Consider the following 23,680-nt stretch of genomic DNA (forward strand, 5'->3'; position numbering starts at 1 on the left):
CCAGAGTGACGCGTGTGGCTAATGGTGCAGCCTACGCGGCAAGCTATCAATCGGTGTGAATAGGGTAAAGACGGTTGGAGCCCAAACCGTACCGGGGACGGCCACCGACGAGCCCCACACATTCTGCTCCAGCACGGCAACCCGCTGCCAGAGCTGCCTTTTCGTCCGCGCCGCCCAATCGGGCTGTCAGGAAACCCGCAGCAAACGCGTCGCCCGCACCGGTGGTGTCGATGACCTCGCCGGGCACTCCTTCGGCTACTGCGAGTATCCGGCCGCGCCCCGCCGCGAGGGCGCCGAGCGCGCCCAGTTTCACGACGGCCGTGCCGTACCGCTCGCTCAGCAGCTCGGCGGCGCGCTCCGGGGTGGACGCGCCGGTGAGCAGGAGAGCCTCGTCCCGGTTGGGGATGATCAGGTCGGCCGGGGCCGACTCGGCGAGGAAGCGGTCGACGCCGAAGTCGCGCAGCGGGCCGGTCGAGGCGGGGTCGATGCTGATGGACACGCCCCTGCCGGTGGCCTCTGCCATGGCGCGCCTGGCCAGCTCCAGCCCCGACTCGGTGAACAGGGTGTAGCCGGACAGGTGCAGGTGGCGCACGCCGTCCAGGAGCGTCTCGTCCCAGTCGGCCGTCGAGATGCGCCCGCCGGCGCCGCGGTTGGTGAGCATGGAACGCTCGCCGGTGAGGTCGACCATGGCGATCACCATGGCCGTCGGGTGCTCGGCGTCGATCCTGAGGACCGGGCGCACCCCCGCCTTCGCCAGCTCGCCCGCGTGCCACTCGCCGCTGTCGTAACCGGCCCTGGCCAGCAGGCGCACGTCGGCGCCCAGGTGACCGGCCCACGCCGCGGTGTTGGCGCCGGAGCCGCCGGGGCGCAGCGCGATGTCGGCAGGGGTGTCCGTGCCCGAGCTGATCGGGGTGTCGTGCAGGGCGACGACGTCGGTGACGACGTCGCCCACGACCAGCAGGCCGTTCCCGCTCATCCTCGAGACCAGGCCACGGCGATCTCGGCGGCGACGGCGGTGTTGCCGCGCACCGCGGCCAGGTTCGCCTCCAGCGAGGCGCCGTCGGTGCCGCGCACCAGGTAGCCGAGCAGGAACGGGGTGATCGCCTGGCCGGTCACGCCCTCGGCCTCGGCAGCGGCGAGCGCCTCGGCCAGCACGCGGTCGTGCAGGGCCGGGTCGAGCTGCTGCTCCACCGGCACCGGGTTGGCGACGATGAGCGCGGTCTCAGGGCCGCCGAAGGCGTCCTGGCCGCGCATGACCGCCGCCGCCTCCTCGGCCGTCTCGATGCGCCAGTCGATGGGCTCGCCGGAGGAGTTGAGGTAGAAGCCGGGGAAGGTGTCGGTGCGGTACCCGGCGACGGTCACGCCGCGGGTCTCCAGCCGCTGCAGCGTCGACGGCACGTCCAGGATCGACTTCACGCCGGCGCAGACCACGGTGATGCGCGTGCGCGCGAGGGTGTCGAGGTCGGCGGACTCGTCCTGGTCCTCGGTCCAGCCGCGGTGCACGCCGCCCAGGCCGCCGGTCGCGAAGATCCGGATCCCGGCGCGGGCCGCCAGGAACGAGGTCGCCGACACGGTCGTCGCGCCGCTCGCCTTCAGCGCCGCGGCCAGGGGCAGGTCGCGCTGGCCCAGCTTGCGCAGGCCCGACTCGGTGGCGATGCGCTCCAGCTCCACCTCGTCGAGGCCGATGCGGGCCACGCCGTCCAGCACCGCGATCGTCGCGGGCACGGCGCCCGCCTTCCTGACGATCTCCTCCAGCTCCCGCGCGACCTGCAGGTTCCTCGGCTGGGGCAGCCCGTGGGAGATGATCGTCGACTCCAGGGCGACGACGGGCCTGCCGTCGGTGAGTGCGGAGGCGACTTCGTCTGACGGGCGGAGGATGGTGCTCATGCGTGCTTCGAACTCCTCGTAAAGGCGGGCAAGTGCCTAATTGGAACGGTCTACTAGCTGGGCTTTGTTCCAAAAAGCACTAGTTGACGGATCATACGAGGAAAAGCACACCAGCCAGCGAAACGGCGGCGATGATCGTGGTGGCGATGGCGCCCAGCAGGAGCGTGCGCCCGCCCTTCATCAGGCGGCGCAGGTCGATGCCGGCACCCAGCCCGAACAGCGCGGCGGCCAGCAGCAACGCGGTCACCTGCGGCACGGCCGAGGTGACCGGAGCGGGGATGAAGCCGAGGCTGCGGATCGCCACCATCGCCAGGAAGCCGACCACGAACAGCGGCATGATCGGCGGGCTCTTCACGGACGCGTCCGGCGTCCTGCGCTGCCTGAACGACGTGACGGCCACCAGCGGGGCCAGCAGCACCACGCGCGCCAGCTTCACCGTCACCGCGATGGTGAGTACGGCTGCGCCCGACGCGGCCCCGATCGCCGCCACCTGCGCCACCTCGTGCACCGAGGCGCCCGTCCACACGCCGAGCTGCTGCGGGGTGAGCCCCAGCCAGGCGGCCAGCAGCGGCACCACGCCGATCGCGATGCTCCCGTAGAGGACGACGACGCTCAGCGCGCTCGCCGCGTCGTCGTCGTCGCTGTCGGCCGTCTCGTGCATGGCCGCGATCGCCGCGGCCCCGCAGATCGAGACGCCGGTCGCGACGAGCAGCGAGGTGCCCTCGGACAGCCCGAGCCGCCTGCCGATCATCGGGGTCACTGCGAACGTCACCCCGGTCGCCACGACCACGATCAGCAGCGTCTGGCGGCCGAGAGTCAGCACCTCGGGCAGCGCGATCTGCAGGCCGAGCAGCACGATCGCCGCGCGCAGCACCTTCTTGGCGACGAACTGCAGGCCGGGGCGCAGCCGGTCGTGCAGGAGGCCCAGGTTGGACAGGGCGGCTCCGGCGATCACCGCGATCACCGCGGGGCTGAGCGCGGGCACGTAGCGGCTCACGACCAGCGCGAACGCCACGGCGACCGCCGCTGCCGCGATGCCGGGCAGGTTGACGCGCGGCCAGGTGCGGGTGACCGGGAGGGAGACCATGATCCCAGTCAACCGGCGCGCGGGAGGGGTCAGTAGCCATGCGTTGCCTGGCAGGTCATAGCCTATGGCTATGACTGGCTTGCCGGACCTCGACTCGCTGAAGCTTCTCGTCGACGTGGGCGAGCTCGGGAGCCTCGGCCAGGCGGCGCGCGCGTCCGGCATCGCGCAGCCGTCGGCCAGCAAGCGTATCGCCCAGCTGGAGCGGCGCCTGGGGCTGCCGCTGCTGGAGCGCACGCCGCGCGGGTCCACGCTGACCGGCGAGGGGCGGATGGTGGCCGGGTGGGCGACCCAGGTGCTGGCGGCGGCCCAGGAGCTCATGCGGGCGGCCCAGGCCGTACGGCACAGCGAGGCGGCCCAGCTGCGGGTCGCGGCGAGCATGACGGTCGCGGAGTACCTCGTGCCGCGCTGGCTCGGCGAGCTGCAGAACCGCTCGCCGGGCATCTCGGTGGGCCTGGACGTGATGAACTCGGCCGACGTGGCCGCGCGGGTGCTGGCCGAGGGGGTGGAGCTGGGGTTCGTCGAGGGACCGCACGTGCCGGACGGGCTGGACAGCCGCGTGGTGGGCACCGACCGGCTGGTCGTGGTCGTCGACCCGGCCCATCCGTGGACCAGGCGGCGTACGGCGCTCCGCGGGGCGGAGCTCGCGGCCACCCCGCTGGTGGTGCGCGAGCGCGGGTCGGGCACGCGCGAGACCCTGGACCGCGCCTTCGAGGGGTTGCACCAGGCCAGGCCGAGGCTGGAGCTGGGGTCGAACTCGGCGGTCAAGGGCGCCACGCAGGCGGGGGCCGCCCCCGCGGTGCTCAGCGGCTACGCGGTGGAGGCCGAGCTGGCCACCGGGCGCCTGATCGAGGTTCCGCTGGCCGGGCTCAACCTCGTGCGCAGCCTCAGGGCCGTGTGGCGCAGGGGTCGCTCGCTGACCGGCCCGGCCGCCACGCTCCTCGCCATAGCCTCGCGGCCGTGAGATCTGGTGAAATGCCTGGTATGCGTTATGACGTCGTAGTCGCAGGAGCAGGTCACAACGGCCTGGTGGCCGCCGCCTACCTGGCCAGAGCGGGCCGCCGGGTGCTGGTGCTGGAGAAGCAGGATCACGTCGGCGGGCTGGCCATCTCGGCCCAGGCGTTCCCCGGCGTCGACGCGCGGCTGTCGCGGTATTCGTACCTCGTCAGCCTGCTGCCCTCCAAGATCGTCAAGGATCTGGGGCTGAAGCTGGAGCTGCGGCGCAGGCGTTACGCCTCCTACACGCCGGTCGGCGCGACCGGCCTGCTGGAGGACAACGACGACCAGGCCGGTACCGCGGCGTCCTTCGCGCAGGTCACCGGCGACGGGCACGACCACCGGGCGTGGGGCGAGTTCTACGGCATGACCGCCGCCGTCGCCCAGGCGCTCGCGCCGACGCTGCTGGAGCCGCTGCGCTCGCCCAAGGAGGTCGCCGCGCTGGTCGGCCCCGAGGCGTGGCGCGACCTGTTCCAGCGGCCCATCGGGCTGGCGGTGGACGAGCGGTTCGACGACGACACCGTGCGCGGCCTCGTGCTGACCGACGCGCTCATCGGCACCTTCGCCGACCCGTCCGTCGACCTGCTGACCAATCGGTGCTTCCTCTACCACGTGATCGGCGACGGTACCGGCGAGTGGAACGTCCCGGTCGGCGGCATGGGCGCGGTCTCCGGGGCGATCGAGGCGGCGGCGCGCGCGGCGGGGGCGGAGATCCGCACCGGGGCCGAGGTCATCGGGATCGACCCGTCGGGCGAGGTCACCTTCGTGGACGCCGAGGGCGAGCACACGGTGACCGGGGAGCGGGTGCTGGCCAACCTGCCGCCCGCCGTACTCGATCCTTCGCAGGACCCCGAGGGGTCGCAGCTCAAGATCAACATGGTGCTGTCGCGGCTGCCCAGGCTCAAGGACGCGGCCGTCGACCCGCGGGCGGCCTTCAGCGGCACCTTCCACATCAACGAGAGCGGCGACCAGCTCTCGCGCGCCTACACGCAGGCCGTGCTGGGGGAGATCCCGGACCTGCCGCCCGCCGAGGTGTACTGCCACTCGCTGACCGACCCGTCGATCCTGGGTCCGTCGCTGCGCGGGCACGCGGAGACGATGACGTTGTTCGGGCTGCACATGCCCGCGCGGCTCTTCCGCACCAATCTGGAAAAATCCCGAGAAGAGGCGCTGCGGGCCACATTGGCGTCGATCAACTCCGTGCTGGCCGAGCCGCTGGAGGACTGCCTGCTGCGTACCCCGTCGGGCGAGCTCTGCCTGGAGGTCAAGACCCCGGTCGACCTGGAGAACGAGGCGGGGCTGCCCGGCGGGCACATCTTCCACCGCGACCTGTCCTGGCCGTACGCCGAGGAGCCCGCGCAGGAGGGGCGCTGGGGCGTCGAGACGGAGCACGAGCGCATCCTGATGTGCGGCGCTGCCGCGCGCAGGGGCGGCGGCGTCAGCGGCATCCCCGGGCACAACGCCGCGATGGCGCTACTGACCTGACACCAGCTTCGCCGCGACGGTCATGGCCGTCGCCGTGCGCTGGTCCTCGGGCAGTTCCATCTCGAACAGGAACGGGAGGGTGCCCAGGATCAGCGCGAACACCGCCAGCCGCTCCTCGAACTGCCGCACGGGGTCGGCTCCCGGTGTGGTGAGCACGGACAGCAGCGTGATGAGGCGCTCCTGCATGCCCTCGCCCGCCGGGATCCGCTCCATCGCCGTCTGGTTGACCTGGGCGAACCTGAACAGCGGGCGCCAGCGATCCTCCAGCAGGTCGGCGATCCTGCCCAGGATCTCGCGCTTGGCCGCCGCCGTGTGCGGCTGGGCGCGCGCCCACTCCACCAGCTCGTCGAGCGAGGCGTTGAGGTCCTCGATGACGCCGTTGAGGATGTCCTCCTTCGCCTTGAAGTGGTAGTAGAGCGCCGGACGGGTGATCTCGAGGCGCTCGGCCACCTCCTGCAGGGTCGTCTGCTCGTATCCCCGCTCGGAGAAGAGCTCCAGCGCGATCTCCTGGATGCGCTGCCTCGTGTCAGTGCGCCGACCGGCCATGCTCTCCCAACTCCTTGACGACCGGAGCGGCATTGCTTACTTTCGTGTAAGTAAGCAATGCGATCCGGCTTGTAGGGAGCAAGACTATGACCCATTCCTTCCCCGTCCAGCGCAGCTGCCCGTTCGCACCGCCGGACGAGTACGCCACCTTCAGGGACGAGGCGCCGCTGGTGCGAGCCCAGCTTCCCGGCGGAAAGGTCTGGCTGGTCACCAGGCACGCGGAGGCGCAGCAGGTGCTCAGGGACCCGGGCATCAGCACCAACCCCATGACGCCGGGACACCCCAACGTCATGATGGAGGAGGAGCCGCCCACGCCCGAGCAGCTGGCCATGTTCATGGAGTTCGCGATCGGGCAGTTCATCGACCTCGATCCGCCCGAGCACACCAGGTTTCGGAAGCTGCTCATTCCCGAGTTCAGCCTGCGCAGGGTGCGCGACATGCGTCCCGGCATCCAGGAGGCCGTCGACACCTTCCTGTCCGAGATGAAGCCCGGCGACGACCTGGTCCAGGCGTTCGGGCTGCCCGTGCCGTCGCTGGTGATCTGCCAGCTGCTCGGCGTGCCGTACGAGGACAGGGACTTCTTCCACTCCAGGACGCGCAAGCTGGTGATGGGCGACTTCACCGTGCTGCCGGAGATCCGCTCCTACCTCGACGGGCTGGTCACCGAGGCGGAGAAGCAGCCGGGCGACAACCTCATCGGGCGGGTCATCAAGTCCGAGGTCCTGGCCCACGACGAGATCGTCGGCGCCGCCGTGCTGCTGCTGATCGCGGGGCACGAGACGACCGCGAACATGATCCCGCTCAGCGTGCTGTCGCTCGTGCGCAACCCCGACCAGCTCGCGCTGCTGCGCGCCGACCCCTCGCTCTGGCCGCAGGCCGTCGAGGAGCTGCTCCGCTACCACTCGATCGTCGACTGGGTGGCCTTCGACCGCGTCGCCACCACCGACCAGGAGATCGGCGGCGTCCAGGTGCGCGCGGGGGAGGGCATCTACGTGCTCGGCGCGTCCGCCAACAGGGACCCGCGGGCGTTCGAGAACCCCGACGTGCTCGACGTGACCCGCGGCGACCGGCACCACGTCGCCTTCGGGTACGGCGTGCACCAGTGCCTCGGGCAGAACCTGGCGCGGGCCGAGCTGGAGATCGCGCTGCGCACGCTCTTCGAGCGCATCCCCGGCCTGACCGTGACCGTGCCCGACGAGGAACTGACCTTCAAGTACGGCGCAGCCGTCTTCGGGGTCGAGGCGCTGCCTGTTTCTTGGTGATGTCGTTCATCGGCTTCTCATGAAGGCCCTCTAGCGTAGTCGGCATGAGTGAGGGTGCACGGTTGCTGGTGGTGGACGACGAGCCCGCGTTGCGCGAGGCGCTGCAGAGCAGCCTCGAGTTCGAGGGCTACACCGTCGTCACCGCCAACGACGGGCAGGCGGCGCTGGACGAGGTCGCCCGCTCGTCGTACGACGCCGTGCTGCTGGACGTCATGATGCCCCGGCTCGACGGGCTCACCGCCTGCCGTCGCCTGCGGGCGTCGGGCAACCAGGTGCCCGTCCTCATGCTGACCGCGCGGGACGCGGTGGGGGACCGGGTGTCGGGGCTCGACGCCGGGGCGGACGACTACCTGGTGAAGCCGTTCGAGCTGGACGAGTTGCTGGCGCGGGTGCGGGCGCTGCTGCGGCGTGGGTCGTTGAACGCGGCGGGTGGGGACAGTGCGCTTTCCTACGGTGACCTGCGGATGGACCCGGCCACGCGGGAGGTCACGCGTGGGGGGCGGGCGCTGGATCTGACGCGTACGGAGTATTTGCTGCTGGAGTTGTTGCTGGCGCATCCACGTCAGGTGCTGACCCGGGAGCAGATCCTGGGGGAGGTGTGGGGGTTCGACTTCGAGCCGACGTCCAATTCGCTGGATGTCTACGTGATGTACCTGCGGCGTAAGACGGAGGCGGGGGGAGAGCCGCGGCTGATCCACACGGTGCGGGGCGTGGGGTACACGCTCAGGACACCCCAGTGAAACGACGCAGCCTCAGGTCGCGGCTCACCCTGCTGGTCACGGTGGCCGTGGCCCTGGCGATCGCCATCTGCCTCGGCGCGTCCTTCTTCATCGTGAACAAGGCGCTCAATGACGAGGTCAACCGGCGGGTCATGCCACCGCCGGGAAGGTCCCAGGACCCCTATGAGCTCGAGGATTTCCTGAGCAACTGCAAGCGGAGGCCCGCTCCGATCAACTGGCATGGCCCCGCTCCAGAGATGAGCCAGATCATCTACGCCGACGGGCAGCCGACCTGCTACAACGCCACCGCGATCACCATCACCGCCAACGACCTGGCGATCGCCGCCAAGGGCGGGAGCAGCCTCCACAACGGGACGGCTCCCGACGGAACCGCCCTGCGTGTCTACACGGCCAACGTCGGCCCCGGCATGGCCATCATGAACGGCGCCCGGATCGACGGCATGCAGGGAGCCCTGCGCAAGCTCGCCCTCCTCCTCGTGGGTGTGGCCGGTGTCGGCGTGTTCGGGGCGGCGTGGGCAGGCCGGGCGATCTCCCGTACTGTCCTGCGGCCTGTCGAGCGGCTCACCGGGGCCGTCGAGCACATCGCGCAGACCGAGGACCTCGACACCACCATCCCCGTGGAGGGCGACGACGAGATCGCCCGCCTCAGCACCTCCTTCAACTCCATGACCACCGCCCTCGCCGGTTCCCGCGACCGCCAGCGCCAGCTCGTCGCCGATGCCGGGCACGAGCTCAGAACCCCCCTCACCACCCTCCGCACCAACATCGACCTCCTCCTCCGCAGCGAGCAACAGGGCCGGGCCCTCGAACCAGGCGCCAAGGAACGGCTGCTCGTCAACGTCAAAGCGCAGTTCGCCGAGCTCTCCACCCTCGTCGGCGACCTCCTCCAGCTCTCCCGGGGCGAGACCGACCACGAACCGCACATCGAGCTCGCCTTCCACGACGTCGTCCAGTCCGCCATCGAACGCGCCCGCCTCCGCGGCGCCGAGGTGGAAGCCTCGCTCGACCCGTGGTTCACCGTCGGCAACCCCGCCTCGCTCGAACGCGCCGTCGTCAACCTGCTCGACAACGCAGCCAAGTTCAGCCCCGGCGCGATCGAGGTGACCCTGGCGAACGGCACGCTGACCGTGCGCGACCACGGGCCGGGCATCCCGGAGGACGAGCTGCCGCACGTGTTCGAACGGTTCTGGCGCTCGCCGTCCGCCCGCCCGCTCCCAGGATCGGGGCTGGGGCTGGCGATCGTGGCGCAGGCGGTCGAGGTGGCGGGCGGGGCCGTACGGCTGGAGAACGCCCCTGGTGGCGGCGTCGTGGTCACGCTCACGCTGCCCGGCTCCGCCGTTCTCAGCTCGCGTTGACGCGGGGCTCACGGGCGTCCCAGGCCGGGAGACGCACCACCATCGTCATGGTCCTCGCCTGCGTGACCGCTGCGCTGCTGTACGGCTGGGCGCTCGACACCAGCGGGTACGGCAACGCCTACTACGCGGCTGCCGTGCGGTCGATGTCGCAGAGCTGGAGCAACTTCTTCTTCGGGGCCTTCGATCCGCTGGATGTCTCCACGGTGGACAAGTCGCCCGCGTCGTTGTGGGCGCAGGTGGTTTCCGTGAAGGTGTTCGGGTTCCACAGGTGGGCGTTGATCCTGCCGCAGGTGGTGTTCGGGGTGGCGACCGTGGCGGTGCTGCTGGTCTGTGCTGCCTATTGCGTGACTCGGGCGCTGTCCTCTCCGCGGGCGCTGCGGCGGTTGGTCGGCGCTGGGGTGCTGGTGGGGGCTGGGTTCACGACGAAGATGATGGCGGCCTGGCTGGTGGTTCCGGCGTTGTTCCCGGCCTACCTGTTCTTCGGATCCGGAGGGTTCTGGCGGCGGGTGCAGCGGTGCTCGCCGTCTCCGGGGCGCTCGCCGTGCTGGCGTTGATCACCGGACGGCTGTGGACCCGCACCCGATACGCCCTCCGCGTCGCCCTCGCAGGGGCGGTGCTGGCCGGGGTGACGGTGATCGCCGCCCCCGCCACGTGGGCGGCGAGCGTTCCCCTCAACGGCCCGGGCCCGATGGGCGCGGTCAACCCGACCGCAGGGCCCAGCACGGGCTTCGGTGGCGGCCAGCCGCCTGCCAGAAGGCCAACCACCTCCAACAGCGCCACACCGTCCTCTGATGGTGCGGCTCCTTCTGGCAGAGCGCCTGTCAGGGTGGGGGATGGCCAGCGGGGAGCCCTCGGTGGGTTCAACGCCACCGACCAGGCCATCACCCTCGACCAGCTCAAGACCCTCATCAAGGACAAAGACCTGCAATACATCCAGCTCGGCGGCTTCAGCGGCCAGGGCGCCGACGACGACCCCAGGCTCGCCTGGATCCAGCAGACCTGCACCGAAACCGCCGCGACCGGCCTCTACCACTGCATTCTCACGGACCCTTCATAGGCGCCTTAGCAACGTCCCAGACCCGCCCGTGAGCGTTAACACATGCACACAGCAATCAAGACGCGCCTGGTCGAGGTGGTCGTCCCGGTCTACAACGAGCAGCGCGCCCTCGCCGGCAGCGTGAGACGCCTGCACGCCTACCTGACGACCACCTTCCCGTACGGCTTCCGCATCACGATCGCCGACAACGCCAGCACCGACGACACCTGGCAGATCGCCACGGAACTGGCCGGCGACCTCACCCATGTGCGTGCCGTACACCTGGCGGAGAAGGGGCGCGGCAGGGCGCTGCGCCAGGTCTGGGCGGCCAGCGACGCGGACGTCGTCAGCTACATGGACGTCGACCTCTCCACCGACCTCGACGCGTTCCTGCCGCTCGTGGCCCCGCTGATGTCGGGTCACAGCGACCTGGCCATCGGCACCCGCCTGGCCAGGGCGGCCAACGTGGTGCGCGGGCCCAAACGGGAGTTCGTCTCCCGCTCCTACAACCTGCTGCTCCGCTCGATCATGGGCGCCCGCTTCTCCGACGCCCAGTGCGGCTTCAAAGCGGCCCGTACGGAGGTCGTCCAGGCCCTGCTGCCCGCCGTCGAGGACGAGGAGTGGTTCTTCGACACCGAACTGCTCCTCCTGGCCGAGCGGCACGGGCTGCGCATCCACGAGGTGCCCGTCGACTGGGTGGACGACCCGGACAGCAGGGTCGACATCGTTCAGACCGCGCGCGACGACCTGCGCGGCATGCTGCGGGTGGCGCGCAAGACGCTGTCGGGGGACACGCAGGTGCCCGTGCGCGCGCAGTTGCCGGTCGGCATGGCCAGGCAGTTGCCGCGCTTCGCCGTCGTGGGCGTGATCAGCACGGTCGCCTACCTGCTGCTCTACTCGCTGCTCCGGCTCCTGATGCCCGCGCTGGCCGCCAACGCGCTGGCGCTGCTGGTGACGGCCGTGGCCAACACGGCGGCGAACCGGCGGTTCACCTTCGGCGTCACCGGGACCTCCGGGGCGCTGCGTCAGCAGTTCGAGGGGCTCATCGCGTTCCTCGTCGGGCTCGCGCTGACGACCGGCGGGCTGGCCTTGGTCCCCTCGGGCGCCACGCACGGCGTGGAACTGCTCGCGGTGGTCGTGGCGAACGCGCTGGCCACGTTGGTGCGGTTCCTGCTGCTCCGCGCGTGGGTGTTCAACCCCCGGCGGAAGGACGCCCGATGAGACGGCTGTTCCTGGGGCCCGCCGGTGATCCGCGGTGGGCGCGTCCCGCGCTGTGGTCCGTACTGCTCGCGGCCTTTGTCCTCTACGCGTGGGCGCTGGCGGGCAACGCCAACGAGTACTACTCCGCCGCGATCCTGTCCGGCACCAAGAGCTGGAAGGCGTTCTTCTTCGGCGCGCTCGACTCCGGGTCGTTCATCACCGTCGACAAGCCGCCGTTCGCGCTGTGGGTGATGGGGCTGTCCGCGCGGATCTTCGGGTACGGGACGTGGAGCATGCTCCTGCCCCAGGCCCTGGCCGGGGTCGCCGCTGTCGGGGTGCTCTACTCGGCTGTACGGCGGAGCGCCGGGCACGCCGCCGCGCTGGTCGCGGCCGTGGTGATGACGCTCACGCCGATCACGGTGGCGATCAACCGGGACAACAACCCGGACACCGTCCTGGTGTTGCTCCTCGTGGTGGCGGCGTGGTGCTGCCTGGAGGCGATCCGGCGGGGGCGGCTGCGGTGGCTGCTCGTCTGCGCGTTGTTCGTGGGGCTGGGGTTCAACACCAAGATGTTGCAGGCCTATCTGGTGGTTCCGGCGTTCGTGGTGGCTTATCTGGTTTGTGCGCGGGTGCCGGTGGTTCGGCGGCTCTGGCATGTGGTGGCTGCGGGCGGGGTGCTGGTGGTGTCGAGCGCCTGGTGGATGGTGATCGTCGACCTTTGGCCTGCTTCGTCGCGTCCTTACATTGGTGGGTCTTCGGACAACACGGTGTGGGACCTGGTGATCGGCTACAACGGGCTCGGCCGCATCTTCGGGCAGGGGGGCGGGGGTGGTGGTGCCTCGTTCGGTGGGGCCTCCGGTGCTGACCGCCTCTTCAACGAGACGATGGCGGGGCAGATCTCCTGGCTCCTCCCGTTCTGCGCCATCGCCCTGGTGTATGCAGCCGTACGGCGGAGCCAGGGAGGAGTGGCGTGGTTGTTGTGGGGTGGCTGGTTGCTGGTGCACTTCGCGGTGTTCAGCTTCTCCAGCGGCACCTTCCACCCGTACTACACCACCGCCATGGCCCCGGCTGTCGCCGCGATCACCGGCATGGGTGCGGTGCTCATGTGGCGCTCGTCGCGGTCATGGAGCTGGGTCCTTCCCGTGGCGATCGCCGCGACCGGCGCGTGGTCTTTCGTGGTGCTCCGCCGTACACCTGACTTCGTTCCATGGCTGGCGTGGGCTGTCCTGGGCACGACTGCGGTGGCGGCGCTGGGTCTGCTTCTGAGCAGGTACGCCAAGGTCAAGGTAGGGGCCGTGGCGCTGATCGCGGCGCTGTTCGCCGGGCTGGCCGGTCCTGCCGCGTATGCGGTCACGCCCTTGCAGTCCCAGGTCAACGGCACCAACCCGACAGCGGGACCTTCCACGGGCAGGATGGGGTTCGGTGGTATGGGCCGCGGCCAGTTCCCCGGCGGCATGCGCGGTGCTGGCCAGCAACCCCCCGCAGGCCAGCAACCTCCCGCGGGGCAGCAGCCCACGGGAGAACAGCCCCAAACCACGGGTGGCCGGATGCGCGGTGGCCAGGTGAGCGCCTCCCTGATCAAGTACCTGGAGGCCAACCAGGGGAGCGCCGCCTGGCTGGTGGCCGTCTCCAGCGCCCAGTCCGCGTCGTCGATCATCCTGCAAACCGGCAAGCCCGTGATCGCCATGGGCGGCTTCACCGGCAGCGACCCGGCGATGACCGTGACCCGCCTCAAGGACCTGGTGTCCTCGGGGCAACTCCGCTACGTGATGGCAGGCGAGGACAGGGGCGGCCCAGGAGGCGGGAACAACGAGGTCACCACCTGGGTCCAAGCCAACTGCCAGGCCGTCGACGGTCAGGACGGCCTGTACGACTGCACCTCCTGACCTCACCCACACCCCCTGGGGCCGCACCACCCCGGTGGGGCCGCACCACCACCAAAGGGGCGCCACCGCCAAAGGGGTGGCGCCCCTATGGGCGGGCCTCCTCTGGGAGCGTTGCCCTGAGAGTCATGCGGGGCGCTGTGGGATCCGTGTGGTGCCGGGGCATGGTGGCCCTGGCACCTGCGGCGCGGGGTGGCTTCGCCGTGCGCGTAGAAGGGGGTGGGGGAGCGCTCCCGCCGCCTTCGCCGGGATAGTCTTTGGCCGTGCGAAGTGCGGAGGGCTCGAGGAACAGCCGAGCTGAACAGGCTGACCAGCGCAGGGCCGAATTACTCGAAGCCACCCGCCGGGTCGTGCTGGAACGCGGCCTGGCCAACACCCGCGTGGCCGACATCGCCAAAGCGGTCAACGTCAGCGGCGGCCTGATCCACTACCACTTCGCCACCAAGGACGAGCTGATCACCGCCATGCTCAGGGCGACGCTCGACATCGAGTCCGCCGCCCTCCAGGCGTTGGTGACCGGCGACGGCAGCGCGGTGGAGCGGCTCGACCAGGTGCTGCAGTTCTACATCCCCGAGTCCAGGGACGACCAGAGCTGGCTCCTCTGGCTCGACGCCTGGAACACCGCGTTGCGCGAGCCCGCCGTACGCCAGATCGTCCTGAGCGTCGAGACCACCTGGCTCGACGCCCTCCAGCAGGTGATCTCCTCGGGCGTCGACGCGGGCGAGTTCTCCTGCGAGGACCCGGCGGGCGCGGCCGAGCGCATCGACGCGATGCTCGACGGGCTGATCATCCGCTACACCCTGCACCCCAACGTGCTCTCCAGGGCCAGGCTCCTGGAACACGCCAGGATGGCGGCAGCCCGCGAGGTCGACATCGACCCTGGCGTGTTCACCGGCGCGGGCTGAGCGGATGGGTGGGATCACGGACGTCCCCGGAGTGCGCGTGGGACAGGTCAGCGTGGTGCGTCCGCCGGACGTGCACACGGGTGTCACGGCGATCGTCCCCGACAGGCTTCCCGCGGCAGCCGGGGTGTTCGCGGGCAACGGGTACGGCAAGCTGATCGGCTCCACCCAGCTCGCCGAGCTCGGGGTCCTGGAGACGCCGATCGTCCTGACGGCCACGCTGTCGGCGTTCCGCGCGGCGGACGCGCTGGTGACGTGGATGTTGCGGCGCGACCCCGGGCTGCTGTCGGTCAACCCGGTGGTGGGGGAGTGCAACGACGGCTGGCTGTCCGACATCGCCGCCCGCCCGATCACCGAGGCCCACGTGCTGGAGGCGCTCGACACCGCCACCGCCGGTCCCGTGGCCGAGGGGTGCGTCGGGGCGGGCACGGGAACGGTCGCGATGGGCTTCAAGGCAGGCATCGGTACGGCTTCGCGCACGGTGGAGCTGGGCACGCTCGGCGCCCTCGTCCAGGCCAACTTCGGCGGCACCCTCCGAGGGCGGAAGAGCGTCGGTGAACAGCCGCCCGACGACGGGTCGTGCATGTTGGTGATCGCCACCGACGCTCCCCTCGATGCCCGGCAGCTCACCCGGGTGGCCAGGCGCGCGGTGTTCGCGCTGGCCAGGGTCGGGGCGAACTACTCGAACGGCAGCGGCGACTACGCGATCGCCTTCTCCACCACCCAGGGCCCGCCACCGCCTGACGACCGGCTGAACCCGCTCTTCGCCGCCACCCTCGACGCCGTGGAGGAGGCCGTGCTCAACAGCCTCAGAGCCGCCGTCACCACGCACGGACGTCATGGCCGCATAGCCCACGCATGGTGAAAAATCGGGGTATGGATCTCGACGAGCTGCGTGCCTGCATCGAGCCCCCCGGCCGCATGCTTCCCGCCCAGGCCTACCTCGACCCCGACGTCCTCGCCTTCGAGCGCCGAGCCCTGTTCGCCGGCGGCTGGGTCTGCGCAGGCCGGTCCAGCACCCTGCCCAGAGGGTCCAGGCGCGCCCAGCAGGTCGGCGACGACTCCATCCTGCTCGTCCGCGACGACCGGAGCACCCTGCGCGCCTTCTACAACGTCTGCCGCCACCGCGCCCACGAGCTCCTCCCCTGCGGCCAGACCGCGCGCGGCCGTACCATCGCCTGCCCCTACCACGGCTGGACCTACGACACCCAGGGCCGCCAGACCAGGCCGGGCACGGGCACCGACCTGATCGAGGTCCCGGTCGAGGAGTGGCACGGGTTCGTCTTCGTCAACGCCTCGGGCGACGCGCCGCCCTTGCGTGACTACCTCGCCGGCCTGGACGAGCTGGCCGCGCCGTACGAGATGAGCGGGATGGCGGTAAGGGCGACCCACGAGTACGTGCTGCGGGCCAACTGGAAGCTCGTCGCCGAGAACTACCACGAGTGCTACCACTGCCCCGAGATCCACCCCGAGCTGTGCCGCGCCTCGCCTCCGGACAGCGGCGACAACTACGACCCGGGCCAGGCGCGCTGGGCGGGCGGGAGCATGACGCTCAACGGCGACACCATGTCGCTGGACGGCCGCTCCCCGACCAGCACGGACCGCAACCCCGGCAAGGTCATCTACGTGCAGCTCTATCCGAACCTGCTGCTCAGCATGCACCCCGACTACGTGCTGACCCATCTGGTGGAGCCGCTGACGCCCAGCACCACCCGCATCACCTGCGAGTGGCTGTTCAGGGACGAGGAGGTGGATCCCGCCTATGCCGTGGACTTCTGGGATCTGACCAACCGGCAGGACTGGGCGGCGTGTGAGAGCGTTCAGCGCGGGGTGTCGTCGCGTGGATACGTGCCTGGCCCGCTGGCCGGGCGTGAGGACTGCGTGCACCGGTGGATCGCGGCGGTGGCGACCGCTTATCAGGCGGGCATGGCCGCCAGGAGGTAGGCGAGCCGCGCGGCGGCTCCTTCGACATCGTCGGTGCTGCCCAGCCGGTAACCCCATGAGGTGACGAACGCTCCGTCGGAGGAGCAGATCACCGTCTCCGCCAGGCTCTGCGAGAACCGGTTGCGCACGGAGACGTACTCCGGGTCGCAGGTCAGCGCGAGGTTCTGCACCGCCAGGTCCGCGTGACGAGCCGCGGCATGGGCGAATCGCTCCAGGAAGAGCGTGGTGTCCAGCATCATCTGCCACCTCCGCAACATCTCGCGTTAGAATTGCACGATCTTGCGGAGGTTAGCAAGCAATTGTCTGGGGTTAATTCTCCGATTGTTTCGCATACTGGCGATTGACGCGCATGATGATGGATCGTGCTTCTTCGCGATAGAGCGCCACTTTGTGGTAATCGTCGAAGACTCCGGCGTAAAACTCCACGTCAGCGCGTTCCCGCGACCGGTTCTCCTTGGTCCGCGTGGGCACGAGCACCTGGTCGTCGTCGAAGATCCAGAACCCGGTGAGCGGCACCGACGGGTGCTGCGCCTCCAGCGGCACGATGCCGAGCTCCATGTTGGGCAGCGTGCTGACCGCCAGCAGCCGGTCGAGCTGCCCCTGCATCACCGGCGACGGAGCCAGCTTCGTCAGCAGCGCCGTCTCCGGCATGATGAAGCGGAAGGTGCGCGAGCGGTCGTAGAGGATCTCCTGCCGCTGCATGCGCGCCTGCACGCCCTGGTCGACGTCGCCTGGCGCGCTGTAGAGGCGCTTGAGCGACAGGAAGATGTGCCGCGCGTACTCCGCCGTCTGCAGCAGCCCGACCACCACACCCGGCTCGAACACACGGAAGAGCTTGGTCCTGGCCTCCTGCTCGCGCACGTCCTGCTGCGAGGCGGCCAGGCCGCTGCCCGCCCAGTGCCGCCAGTCGGAGCGGCGCGCGTCGATGGCCGCAGCCTGCTGCAGCAGCGCCTCCAGCGTCTCGGGCCCGGCCTGTACGGCTTGCGCCCACGCGGCGACGTCGTCGTCGGTCGCGCTCTGCCTGGCGTTCTCCAGCCGCGAGACCTTCGACGCCTGCCAGCCCAGCCGTTCGGCCAGGTCCTTGCCGGACAGCCCCGCAGCCTCGCGGAGCTGTCGCAACTGCGCGCCCATGTCGACCCGGGCCTGCTGGAAGGACGTCACGCCGCTAGACGGTAGACCTACAGATGGTGATCATGCCAGGCCCTGATTCGCAATCGTGACCCGGCTTGCAGAAATTGCTCAGGAAAGGACCCTTCTGGCGATGTCCACCAGCAGTTCCCTGGGAACCTCCACGGCCCCCTCGCCGTCCAGAACGTCGCGCAGGTCGGCGAGCGCCTCGGGGTCGGTCACCTGCATCCCCTGGACGACGATGGTGCCGCGGTCGGTCTCGTAGAGGGTGGGGCAGGCGCCCGCCTCCGAGGTGGAGCCGAGAAACCGCATCCGCATGACAGTCCTTCCCCGTACGAAGTCGCAATTGCGAGCAATTGTACGGCGAAAGACGATCATCGTCTCCTAAACAGTCATATTTCGTATAGATCGGGCACGGTCGAACAGGGCGAGCGTCGTCGCGTGCAGCAGATCGCCGATGTCCTTCGGCGCCTTGCCCGCGAAGGAACGCGCGTGCGTGCCCTCCAGCACGATCCCGAGCTTGAAGCAGGCCAGCACCGTGTACCAGTCGATCGAGGACAGGTCGCGCTCCGACAGCTCCGCGTAGTAGGCGGTGATCTCCCGCGCCGACGGCAGCCCCTGGATGTGGTCGGCGTTCCAGGTGGCCAGCAGCCAGCCCAGGTCGAGCAGCGGATCGCCGATCGTGCACATCTCCCAGTCGACGATCGCGGCGACGCGCGGCCCGTCGTTGGCGAACATGAGGTTGGCCAGGTGGTAGTCGCCGTGCATGATCCCCGGCGTGAACGACGCGGGCCGGTTGCGCTCCAGCCACTCGGCGGTCTCCGCCAGGCCAGGGATGTCGGGTCCCGGGTATCCGTCGAGCTTGCCGTACGAGTCGAGTTCGGCCATCCAGCGCGGCACCTGCCGTTCCAGGAACCCCTCCGGCCTGCCGAAACCGGGCAGCGTGGCGGCGGGCACCCGGCCCAGCTCGGCCAGCGCTCCGGCCGCCTCCAACCCCATGCGGAAGCGTATGGCCGGGTCGCCCGCGTGCAGCGGCGGCAGCCCGGTGGTCGGGTTGAAGCCGTCGACCGGCTCCATCAGGTAGAACACCGGCTCGCTCGCGGTCTGCGCGGCGATGAGCCTGGGCGCGGCGACCGGGGTGTCGCGCAGCACCCCCAGCACGCGCGCCTCGCGCCGCAGCACCTCGTTGCTCTTGGCGCGCTGGTGCCGTGGCGGCCTTCTCAGGATGTACGGCACGCCGCCGCGCTCGAAGCGGATCATCACGTTCTGCGTGCCGCCCAGCACCGGGGACGCGCCGGTGATCTCGCCGCCCGGCAGGCCCTGCTCGTCCATCCACGCGCCGAGCACGCCGAAGTCGACGAGGTTGACGTCGATGTGCGTGGAGGTCATGGGCACCCTCTACCGAATGATGTTCTGGTGTGCGAATCTACCACGGTCACCCCAGCGCCTGCATGGTCGGCAGGTACGGCTCGCCGGAGAGCTCGCCGCCGTGGACCATGGTGGAAGTGGTGAAGTAGTACGGCACGCCGTTCGCCTCCGCCCATGCCACGAGCCCGGGGCGCGCCTGGTCGAGGTCGAGCCTGACCGGCTCCTCCGCCCCCGCCGCCAGGTCGGCGATCAGCGCCCGCGCGGTGTCCTCGTCGTCGGCGACGACCGGGCCGATGGTGAGGTGGTCGTGTGCGCGCCACATCCCGCCGAAGCCGGTGATCCGGTCGCCGTCGGAGGCCACCCGGATCTGCTGGTGATAGCCGGACAGCAGCACCTTCGACCGGTCCGCGCCGAAACGCGGCGTGTCATAGGCGATCACCGCGCCCAGGTCGTCGGCGACGCGAGTCGTGCCGGACGGCCGGCCGGTGAAGAAGCCCTTGTGGGTGACCATCGTGCCGACCGTCTTGAAACCGTGCTTCTCGTACAGCGGCCTGCCGTACTCGGTCGCCGACAGCGAGACGACGGCGCCCTGCGCCCGGCTCAGGACGTGGTCCATGAGCTGCCTGCCCAGGCCGCGCCTGCCGTACCTGGAGGCGGTCAGCACCATGGAGATCACCGCCCGTTCGGGGCCGTAGAACGTCACCACGTTCGTCGCCGCCAGCCCGTCGCCGTCCTCGGCGTCGATCCCGTAGACCTCGCCCAGGTCGAACAGCAACCGCCACTTGCGGTCCTCGGGCTGCCAGTCGCGGTCCTTGGCCAGGGCGGTGCAGGCGGGGAGATCGTCAAGGGTGAGTCTGCGTACTTTCGTCATACTTCTCATCATGGACTCGGTGATCGCGGTAGATGTCGGCGGAACGTTCATGAAAGGCGGACTTGTCGCCCGGGACGGCACCATCCTGCACCATGAGCGGTGGCCCACGCCCAGGTCGGAGGGGCCGGACCGGGTCATCGCCGCGATCTCCGGCTTCGTCGACCACCTGGGCACGCTGGCGCGGCCGGTCGCCGTCGGCCTCGCCGTACCAGGGCTGGTCTCCGGGGACACGGCCGTCTACTCGGCCGCGTTCGGGTGGCGCGACGTGCCCGCCGCCGCCTTCACCGCCGTCGGCCTGCCGGTCGCGCTCGGGCACGACGTGCGCTCGGCGGGCGAGGCAGAGCTGGCCTACGGATGGTCGGGCGAGAACGTGCTCTTCCTGCCCATCGGCACCGGCATCGCGGGCGCGGTGGTGCTCAACGGCACTCTGTACGGCGGGGCCAAGGGCTGGGCGGGCCAGATCGGCCACATCCCGGTGTGGCCCGACGGGCTGCCCTGCTCGTGCGGCCAGCTCGGCTGCCTCGGCGCGTACGCCTCCGCCTCGGCCATCGCCCGCCGCGCGGGCGAGACCTCGGCGGCCGAAGTGGCGCGCAGGACCGATCCGTTCGCCGTACAGGTCTGGGGTGAGGCGGTCGAGGCGCTGGCCGTCGCCCTGGCCACCTACGTGCTGGTCGCCGACCCCTCGATGATCGTCATCGGCGGCGGGCTGGCCCAGGCGGCCGACGCGCTGGTCGTTCCCTTGCGCGAACGGCTGGCAGCCCGCCTCGCCTTCCGCGAGCCGCCGCCGGTCGAGGTGTCGGCGCTGGGGGTCGAGGCGGGCATGCTCGGTGCGGCCCTGCTCGCCTGGCGGCTGGACTTATGATGTATTCCAGCATAAATACCGTTAAGGGGGACCATACGTGGCGGTCGGCGGCGGGCTGCAGCAGTTGCGCAGGATCAACTCCCTGTCCGTGCTGCGGGCGCTGCGCGAGGGCGGGCCGCTGGCGATCACCGAGCTGGCCAGGCGCACCGGGCTGTCCCGGCCGTCGACCATCGACGTCGTCGAGGAGCTGATCGCGCAGGGCTGGGTGCGCGAGCTCGAACCCGTCCAGGGCGGCATGGGACGGCCGGCGCGCCGCTACCGGTTCCGCGCCGACGCCGGGTACGTGCTCGGCCTCGACATCGGGCTGCACAAGGTGCTCGCCGTCGCCACCGACCTCGACGGCCGGGTGATCGCGTCCGGGCGCGAGCAGGTCGGCTCGCCGGGCAGCGCTGCGCACCTGGACGCCGTCTCCCGCGCGGTCACCACCTGCCTGGACACCGCGGGGCTTCCCTCCGGGGCCGTCTGGGCGGCGACCGCCGGGACCACCGGGGTGGTCTCGCGGACCGGGAAGATCGTGGTCTCCGCGGCCATCGACGGGTGGGCGGACGTCGACCTCGCCGGGCACCTGGGCGGGATGCTGGGGTGCCCGGTGCTCGTGCAGAACGACAGCAAGCTGGCGGCGCTCGCCGAGTCGCGTCAGGGGGTGGCGCGGGGGTCTTCCGACCTGGTGTTCCTGCACGTGGGGCGGCGGGTGGGGGCTGGGCTGATCGTGGACGGGAAGCTGTTGCACGGGTACAGCGGGGCCACGGGGGAGGTCGGGCTGCTCGGCTTCATCGGGTGGAGCACGGCCTCGTCGATCCTCGGGGACGCGCCTGTGGAGGTGTTCGCCTCCGCTCGGGCCGGGGATGCGTCCTCTCTCGCGCTGGTGGGTGAGTACGCGGGGGTGCTGGCGCGGGGGGCTGCCGCGCTGGTGCTCACGCTCGATCCTGAGCTGATCGTGCTGGGTGGGGGGTTCTCGCGGGCGGGGGACGTGTTGCTGGAGCCCTTGCGAGCGGCGTTGCGTCCGATGGTGTTGCGTATGCCGGAGCTGCGGGTTTCTTCGCTGGGGGTGGAGTGCGTGGCGTTGGGGGCGGCTTGTCTGGCTCGGGATCGGTTGGACGCGGAGCTGTTCACATGAGGGTGACGGGGAGGTCTTCCTCCTGGGCGCGCAGCTCCTCGCCCAGCGCTTTTGCCTGGGGGTCGAGTCTGGGGCTTGCCGCGACGCCTCTGCCGAGGAGGCCGTGGATGACGAAGTTGAGGGCTTGGAGGTTGGGGAGGTCGTGGCGGTCGATCTGGTGGGGGGTCAGGTGGGGGAGGAGGGTTTTGAGCTTTTCTGGGGTGAGATAGGCGTGCAGCCAGGCGTACTGCTCTGGGGTTTTCACCCAGACGCCCAGGTTCGCGTTGCCGCCCTTGTCGCCTGACCTTGCGCCTACGATCCTTCCCAGGGGGGCTCGCTTGGTTGGCTGGTCGCTGGCCTCTGGGTGGGTGGGCTTTTCTGGTTGGTCGCCGCTCATGGGCGCCGGGCTCCGCCGTACCTCGTCCGGCCGTTGCGGCGCCTGGGAGAGACCCGCCCCAGAGGGACCAGCAGCTTGCCCCACCACGACGTCCTCCTGCGCGCCACTCCCCAAAGCCCCGGCACCTTGCACGCCCGCCCCTGACGTGCCTGCGCCTGGACGGCCCGCGTTTGTCGCGCCCGCCTCCTGGCCTTTCGCGCCCGTATGGTCCGCCTTCTCCATGCCCTCCACTCTGGGACGGCCCGCACCTTCCGCGAAGGCCGTCGCCGTGGAGCCCCCCTTTGGGAGGCTGGGTGGGATGGGGTGGTTGTCCAGGAAGACCTCGGGGGTTACGGCGGACGCGGGGATCAGGGTGGGCCAGTAGATCCCGTACGGCGAAGCGTCGCCCGGAGGCGTGAGGCCGTAGAAACCGGGAAAGCTCGCCAGCCCCGTCTCCACCACCGCCGACGAGAACGCCCGCCCAGCCACCCGCCGGTCCTGCGCCATCACCGTGATCCGCAACAACGGCGGGTCGAACGACACGTGCACCTCGTCGAACGACTCCCTCGGCACCCGAGCCCAGAGCGCCTCCTCCGCCACCCGCGCCTTCTCCTCGGCGTCCAGCCCCGTCAGCACGAGGGTCATCGTGTTGCGATACCCGCCCAGGTAGTTCACGGCCACCTTCAGGGTGTCCGTCGGCGGCTCCCCGCGAACCCCCGAGATCCGCACCCGATCCGGCCCGTCCGACGACAGCGCGATCGTGTCGAAGCGCGCCACCACGTCAGGCCCGAGATACCGCGGCGACCCGATCTCGTACAGGAGCTGCGCGGTGACCGTGCCGATCGACACCAGCCCACCGGTCCCCGGGTGCTTGGTGATCACCGACGACCCGTCGGCGTGCAGCTCCGCGATCGGGAAGCCGCAGTGCGCCAGGTCGGGCACCTCCTGGAAGAACGCGTAGTTGCCGCCCGTCGCCTGGCAGCCGCACTCGATGACGTGTCCCGCGACGACGGACCCGGCGAGCGCGTCGAGGTCGTCCGGTTGCCAGCCGTACCGCCAGATGCCCGGACCCGTCACCAGCGCCGCGTCGGTCACGCGGCCGGTCACCACGACGTCAGCGCCCGCGCTGAGGGCGGCGGCGATCGGGCGGCCGCCGAGGTAGGCGTTGGCGGTGAGCGGGGTGGCTGCGAGCTTCTCGCCGGTGTCGAGGTTGGTGAGGTCGAGGTCGCGGCCGATCAGATCGTCGCCGGTCACGTGGGCTACCCGGACGTCCATACCCAGGCGTACGGCCAGCTCGGACACGGCCTGCGCGCATCCCGCCGGGTCGAGCCCACCGGCGTTCGAGACGATCTTGATGCCGCGGTCTAGGCAGGTGCCCAGGACCTGTTCGAGCTGCTTGTGGAACGTGGGCGCGTATCCGGGGCGGCCCTTGAGTCGGTTGCCGGCGAGGATGAGCATGGTGAGCTCAGCCAGCCAGTCCCCGGTGAGCACATCGATAGGCCCACCCTCGACCATCTCCCGCGCCGCCGACAGCCGATCACCGTAGAACCCACTGCAGTTAGCGATCCGCAGAACGCCCCGCTCCCCGACCTGCCGCTCCCCAGCCTGCCGTTCTGCGACCGCCTGGTCCGTGACCGCCCGGTCCGTGGCCACCCGATC

24 protein-coding genes are annotated in these 23,680 nt (G+C 70.5%); 14 read left to right on the top strand and 10 right to left on the bottom strand.

The genetic code is table 11. The features are described from left to right. Positions 1 to 46 precede the first annotated feature (46 nt). The 3 genes from ACIBG8_RS34115 to ACIBG8_RS34125 form a co-directional block, all read right to left on the bottom strand. Positions 47 to 976 (bottom strand): carbohydrate kinase family protein, encoded by a 930-nt coding sequence (locus ACIBG8_RS34115; protein WP_397347194.1) that lies wholly within the window; start codon positions 974 to 976, stop codon positions 47 to 49. Further along, entirely contained in the window at positions 973 to 1,887 is a 915-nt protein-coding gene (locus ACIBG8_RS34120) for a pseudouridine-5'-phosphate glycosidase (protein ID WP_397347195.1), read from the bottom strand. The genes ACIBG8_RS34115 and ACIBG8_RS34120 overlap by 4 nt, the downstream gene beginning before the upstream one ends. 91 nt (positions 1,888 to 1,978) lie before the next feature. Further along, complete coding sequence (locus ACIBG8_RS34125; RefSeq protein ID WP_397347196.1) at positions 1,979 to 2,974, bottom strand: YeiH family protein; 996 nt, start codon at positions 2,972 to 2,974, stop codon at positions 1,979 to 1,981. Positions 2,975 to 3,044: 70 nt separating this feature from the next. Between ACIBG8_RS34125 and ACIBG8_RS34130 the strand changes: the two genes are divergently transcribed. Together ACIBG8_RS34130 and ACIBG8_RS34135 are read left to right on the top strand one after the other, a co-directional pair. Continuing rightward, on the top strand, positions 3,045 to 3,935 hold the full coding sequence (locus tag ACIBG8_RS34130) for a LysR family transcriptional regulator (protein WP_397347197.1): 891 nt from the start codon (positions 3,045 to 3,047) through the stop codon (positions 3,933 to 3,935). A gap of 20 nt (positions 3,936 to 3,955) precedes the next feature. Next, complete coding sequence (locus ACIBG8_RS34135; RefSeq protein ID WP_397347198.1) at positions 3,956 to 5,452, top strand: phytoene desaturase family protein; 1,497 nt, start codon at positions 3,956 to 3,958, stop codon at positions 5,450 to 5,452. Here the strand turns inward: ACIBG8_RS34135 and ACIBG8_RS34140 are convergent. Continuing rightward, positions 5,441 to 5,998: a TetR/AcrR family transcriptional regulator gene (locus ACIBG8_RS34140; RefSeq protein WP_397347199.1), complete on the bottom strand. Its 558-nt coding sequence runs from the start codon at positions 5,996 to 5,998 to the stop codon at positions 5,441 to 5,443. The genes ACIBG8_RS34135 and ACIBG8_RS34140 overlap by 12 nt on opposite strands. A gap of 86 nt (positions 5,999 to 6,084) precedes the next feature. Here ACIBG8_RS34140 and ACIBG8_RS34145 point away from each other — a divergent pair, with 86 nt between their 5' ends. The 10 genes from ACIBG8_RS34145 to ACIBG8_RS34190 all read left to right on the top strand — a co-directional run bounded on the left by ACIBG8_RS34145 (position 6,085) and on the right by ACIBG8_RS34190 (position 16,320). Next, positions 6,085 to 7,260 (top strand): cytochrome P450, encoded by a 1,176-nt coding sequence (locus ACIBG8_RS34145; RefSeq protein ID WP_397347200.1) that lies wholly within the window; start codon positions 6,085 to 6,087, stop codon positions 7,258 to 7,260. A 44-nt stretch (positions 7,261 to 7,304) separates the two neighbouring features. Next, a complete protein-coding gene (locus ACIBG8_RS34150; RefSeq protein ID WP_397347201.1) occupies positions 7,305 to 8,000 on the top strand; it encodes a response regulator transcription factor in 696 nt (231 codons plus the stop codon). Continuing rightward, positions 7,997 to 9,355 carry a sensor histidine kinase gene (locus ACIBG8_RS34155; protein WP_397347202.1) on the top strand — a complete coding sequence of 453 codons (1,359 nt, stop codon included), beginning with the start codon at positions 7,997 to 7,999 and terminating at the stop codon, positions 9,353 to 9,355. Before ACIBG8_RS34150 ends, ACIBG8_RS34155 begins: the two co-directional genes overlap by 4 nt. A 62-nt stretch (positions 9,356 to 9,417) precedes the next feature. Beyond that, positions 9,418 to 9,909: a glycosyltransferase family 39 protein gene (locus ACIBG8_RS34160; RefSeq protein WP_397347203.1), complete on the top strand. Its 492-nt coding sequence runs from the start codon at positions 9,418 to 9,420 to the stop codon at positions 9,907 to 9,909. After that, positions 9,870 to 10,412 (top strand): hypothetical protein, encoded by a 543-nt coding sequence (locus tag ACIBG8_RS34165; RefSeq protein WP_397347204.1) that lies wholly within the window; start codon positions 9,870 to 9,872, stop codon positions 10,410 to 10,412. Before ACIBG8_RS34160 ends, ACIBG8_RS34165 begins: the two co-directional genes overlap by 40 nt. A 42-nt stretch (positions 10,413 to 10,454) precedes the next feature. Further along, positions 10,455 to 11,612, top strand: coding sequence for a glycosyltransferase (locus ACIBG8_RS34170; protein ID WP_397347206.1), 1,158 nt, complete (start codon positions 10,455 to 10,457; stop codon positions 11,610 to 11,612). Next, complete coding sequence (locus ACIBG8_RS34175; RefSeq protein ID WP_397347207.1) at positions 11,609 to 13,477, top strand: glycosyltransferase family 39 protein; 1,869 nt, start codon at positions 11,609 to 11,611, stop codon at positions 13,475 to 13,477. Before ACIBG8_RS34170 ends, ACIBG8_RS34175 begins: the two co-directional genes overlap by 4 nt. A 260-nt stretch (positions 13,478 to 13,737) precedes the next feature. Continuing rightward, a complete protein-coding gene (locus ACIBG8_RS34180; protein ID WP_397347208.1) occupies positions 13,738 to 14,379 on the top strand; it encodes a TetR/AcrR family transcriptional regulator in 642 nt (213 codons plus the stop codon). Positions 14,380 to 14,383: 4 nt separating this feature from the next. Next, positions 14,384 to 15,241 (top strand): P1 family peptidase, encoded by an 858-nt coding sequence (locus ACIBG8_RS34185; protein ID WP_397347209.1) that lies wholly within the window; start codon positions 14,384 to 14,386, stop codon positions 15,239 to 15,241. An 11-nt stretch (positions 15,242 to 15,252) separates the two neighbouring features. Continuing rightward, complete coding sequence (locus ACIBG8_RS34190) at positions 15,253 to 16,320, top strand: SRPBCC family protein (protein ID WP_397347210.1); 1,068 nt, start codon at positions 15,253 to 15,255, stop codon at positions 16,318 to 16,320. On the opposite strand, the gene ACIBG8_RS34195 is transcribed toward ACIBG8_RS34190, so the two are convergent. The 5 genes from ACIBG8_RS34195 to ACIBG8_RS34215 form a co-directional block, all read right to left on the bottom strand. Further along, complete coding sequence (locus ACIBG8_RS34195) at positions 16,293 to 16,559, bottom strand: hypothetical protein (protein ID WP_397347211.1); 267 nt, start codon at positions 16,557 to 16,559, stop codon at positions 16,293 to 16,295. The two genes, ACIBG8_RS34190 and ACIBG8_RS34195, sit on opposite strands and share 28 nt — an antisense overlap. Before the next feature lie 70 nt (positions 16,560 to 16,629). Then, positions 16,630 to 17,481, bottom strand: a complete 852-nt coding sequence (locus ACIBG8_RS34200; RefSeq protein ID WP_397347212.1) for a helix-turn-helix domain-containing protein — start codon at positions 17,479 to 17,481, stop codon at positions 16,630 to 16,632. Between the two features lie 78 nt (positions 17,482 to 17,559). Then, positions 17,560 to 17,766, bottom strand: a complete 207-nt coding sequence (locus tag ACIBG8_RS34205) for a hypothetical protein (RefSeq protein WP_397347213.1) — start codon at positions 17,764 to 17,766, stop codon at positions 17,560 to 17,562. 66 nt (positions 17,767 to 17,832) lie between these two features. Beyond that, positions 17,833 to 18,837, bottom strand: a complete 1,005-nt coding sequence (locus ACIBG8_RS34210; protein WP_397347214.1) for a phosphotransferase family protein — start codon at positions 18,835 to 18,837, stop codon at positions 17,833 to 17,835. A gap of 46 nt (positions 18,838 to 18,883) precedes the next feature. After that, positions 18,884 to 19,687 (bottom strand): GNAT family N-acetyltransferase, encoded by an 804-nt coding sequence (locus tag ACIBG8_RS34215; protein WP_397347215.1) that lies wholly within the window; start codon positions 19,685 to 19,687, stop codon positions 18,884 to 18,886. 10 nt (positions 19,688 to 19,697) lie between these two features. On the opposite strand from ACIBG8_RS34215, the gene ACIBG8_RS34220 reads away from it, so the two are divergent. Together ACIBG8_RS34220 and ACIBG8_RS34225 are read left to right on the top strand one after the other, a co-directional pair. Further along, a complete protein-coding gene (locus tag ACIBG8_RS34220; RefSeq protein WP_397347216.1) occupies positions 19,698 to 20,549 on the top strand; it encodes an ROK family protein in 852 nt (283 codons plus the stop codon). A gap of 37 nt (positions 20,550 to 20,586) precedes the next feature. Further along, positions 20,587 to 21,666 (top strand): ROK family protein, encoded by a 1,080-nt coding sequence (locus ACIBG8_RS34225; RefSeq protein WP_397347217.1) that lies wholly within the window; start codon positions 20,587 to 20,589, stop codon positions 21,664 to 21,666. On the opposite strand, the gene ACIBG8_RS34230 is transcribed toward ACIBG8_RS34225, so the two are convergent. Then, the gene (locus ACIBG8_RS34230; RefSeq protein ID WP_397347824.1) at positions 21,659 to 23,593 is read right to left on the bottom strand and encodes an acyclic terpene utilization AtuA family protein; all 1,935 of its coding nucleotides are present in this window, start codon (positions 23,591 to 23,593) and stop codon (positions 21,659 to 21,661) included. The genes ACIBG8_RS34225 and ACIBG8_RS34230 overlap by 8 nt on opposite strands. Positions 23,594 to 23,680: the final 87 nt, after the last annotated feature.

It is taken from the genome of Nonomuraea sp. NPDC050556 (assembly GCF_044457355.1).
GTDB lineage: Bacteria > Actinomycetota > Actinomycetes > Streptosporangiales > Streptosporangiaceae > Nonomuraea.

What these genes read in the sequence shown, in the direction of transcription:
- ACIBG8_RS34170 (WP_397347206.1), top strand. Translation starts at nt 10,455, where the DNA reads ATGCACACAGCAATCAAGACGCGCCTGGTCGAGGTGGTCGTCCCGGTC.
- ACIBG8_RS34190 (WP_397347210.1), top strand. Translation starts at nt 15,253, where the DNA reads ATGGATCTCGACGAGCTGCGTGCCTGCATCGAGCCCCCCGGCCGCATG.
- ACIBG8_RS34195 (WP_397347211.1), bottom strand. Translation starts at nt 16,559, where the DNA reads ATGATGCTGGACACCACGCTCTTCCTGGAGCGATTCGCCCATGCCGCG.
- ACIBG8_RS34145 (WP_397347200.1), top strand. Translation starts at nt 6,085, where the DNA reads ATGACCCATTCCTTCCCCGTCCAGCGCAGCTGCCCGTTCGCACCGCCG.
- ACIBG8_RS34205 (WP_397347213.1), bottom strand. Translation starts at nt 17,766, where the DNA reads ATGCGGATGCGGTTTCTCGGCTCCACCTCGGAGGCGGGCGCCTGCCCC.
- ACIBG8_RS34140 (WP_397347199.1), bottom strand. Translation starts at nt 5,998, where the DNA reads ATGGCCGGTCGGCGCACTGACACGAGGCAGCGCATCCAGGAGATCGCG.
- ACIBG8_RS34135 (WP_397347198.1), top strand. Translation starts at nt 3,956, where the DNA reads ATGCGTTATGACGTCGTAGTCGCAGGAGCAGGTCACAACGGCCTGGTG.
- ACIBG8_RS34115 (WP_397347194.1), bottom strand. Translation starts at nt 976, where the DNA reads ATGAGCGGGAACGGCCTGCTGGTCGTGGGCGACGTCGTCACCGACGTC.
- ACIBG8_RS34120 (WP_397347195.1), bottom strand. Translation starts at nt 1,887, where the DNA reads ATGAGCACCATCCTCCGCCCGTCAGACGAAGTCGCCTCCGCACTCACC.
- ACIBG8_RS34175 (WP_397347207.1), top strand. Translation starts at nt 11,609, where the DNA reads ATGAGACGGCTGTTCCTGGGGCCCGCCGGTGATCCGCGGTGGGCGCGT.
- ACIBG8_RS34130 (WP_397347197.1), top strand. Translation starts at nt 3,045, where the DNA reads ATGACTGGCTTGCCGGACCTCGACTCGCTGAAGCTTCTCGTCGACGTG.
- ACIBG8_RS34150 (WP_397347201.1), top strand. Translation starts at nt 7,305, where the DNA reads ATGAGTGAGGGTGCACGGTTGCTGGTGGTGGACGACGAGCCCGCGTTG.
- ACIBG8_RS34220 (WP_397347216.1), top strand. Translation starts at nt 19,698, where the DNA reads ATGGACTCGGTGATCGCGGTAGATGTCGGCGGAACGTTCATGAAAGGC.
- ACIBG8_RS34210 (WP_397347214.1), bottom strand. Translation starts at nt 18,837, where the DNA reads ATGACCTCCACGCACATCGACGTCAACCTCGTCGACTTCGGCGTGCTC.
- ACIBG8_RS34185 (WP_397347209.1), top strand. Translation starts at nt 14,384, where the DNA reads ATGGGTGGGATCACGGACGTCCCCGGAGTGCGCGTGGGACAGGTCAGC.
- ACIBG8_RS34215 (WP_397347215.1), bottom strand. Translation starts at nt 19,687, where the DNA reads ATGACGAAAGTACGCAGACTCACCCTTGACGATCTCCCCGCCTGCACC.
- ACIBG8_RS34125 (WP_397347196.1), bottom strand. Translation starts at nt 2,974, where the DNA reads ATGGTCTCCCTCCCGGTCACCCGCACCTGGCCGCGCGTCAACCTGCCC.